This is a genomic window from Burkholderia sp. Bp9142, assembly GCF_003853415.1.
Taxonomy (GTDB): domain Bacteria; phylum Pseudomonadota; class Gammaproteobacteria; order Burkholderiales; family Burkholderiaceae; genus Burkholderia.
Genome location: NZ_QTPP01000109.1, coordinates 1 through 499, shown reverse-complemented (window position 1 = coordinate 499; position 499 = coordinate 1). Strand labels below are relative to the sequence as shown.

General features: G+C 47.9%; 1 protein-coding gene. It reads right to left on the bottom strand.

Annotation, left to right across the window (positions count from 1 at the left end):
• Nucleotides 1–256: 256 nt before the first annotated feature.
• Nucleotides 257–499 (bottom strand): helix-turn-helix transcriptional regulator (locus DIE22_RS37870; RefSeq protein ID WP_148093220.1); only part of this gene is annotated, 243 nt, incomplete at its 5' end.

Below are 499 nucleotides of genomic sequence, written 5' to 3'. Positions count from 1 at the left end.
AAGCTCAAGTGGCAAGTCGATCAATCTGCCGGCGATAATGAGTGGCATTTGTGTTCCCCATCGTTTAGTGATGGGCGCTACCGTATCAAGTCGAAACAACAGCTGGAACTAGTTAGGTAGGGAGGAAGGAAAAAATGAATATTGGCCGCGTATTATCAGTGCAAGATTGAAGCTCTCCAGCTGGTCCAGAATTATTCAATATATGGGATTTGAGAGATCTGTGGGCATGGTTAAATCATACCGGTAGCATGCCTGCTCATTCTTCGGGAAATTTTTTGTCCGAAATTAGGGGGTAATCAAGCAGGCCGTAATGGGCGGCAATGACGGCAGCTGCTATTCTGCTATTTACGTTCAGGACCTTCATCGCTTCAGCGATATGGTATTCGACTGTATGACGGGATACTCCGAGAATCAGGGCGATATCCGGCGATGTCTTTCCTTGTGCGACCCATGTAAGGCACTCACGCTGACGTGGAGATAGCTCAACGAGTACCTTCGG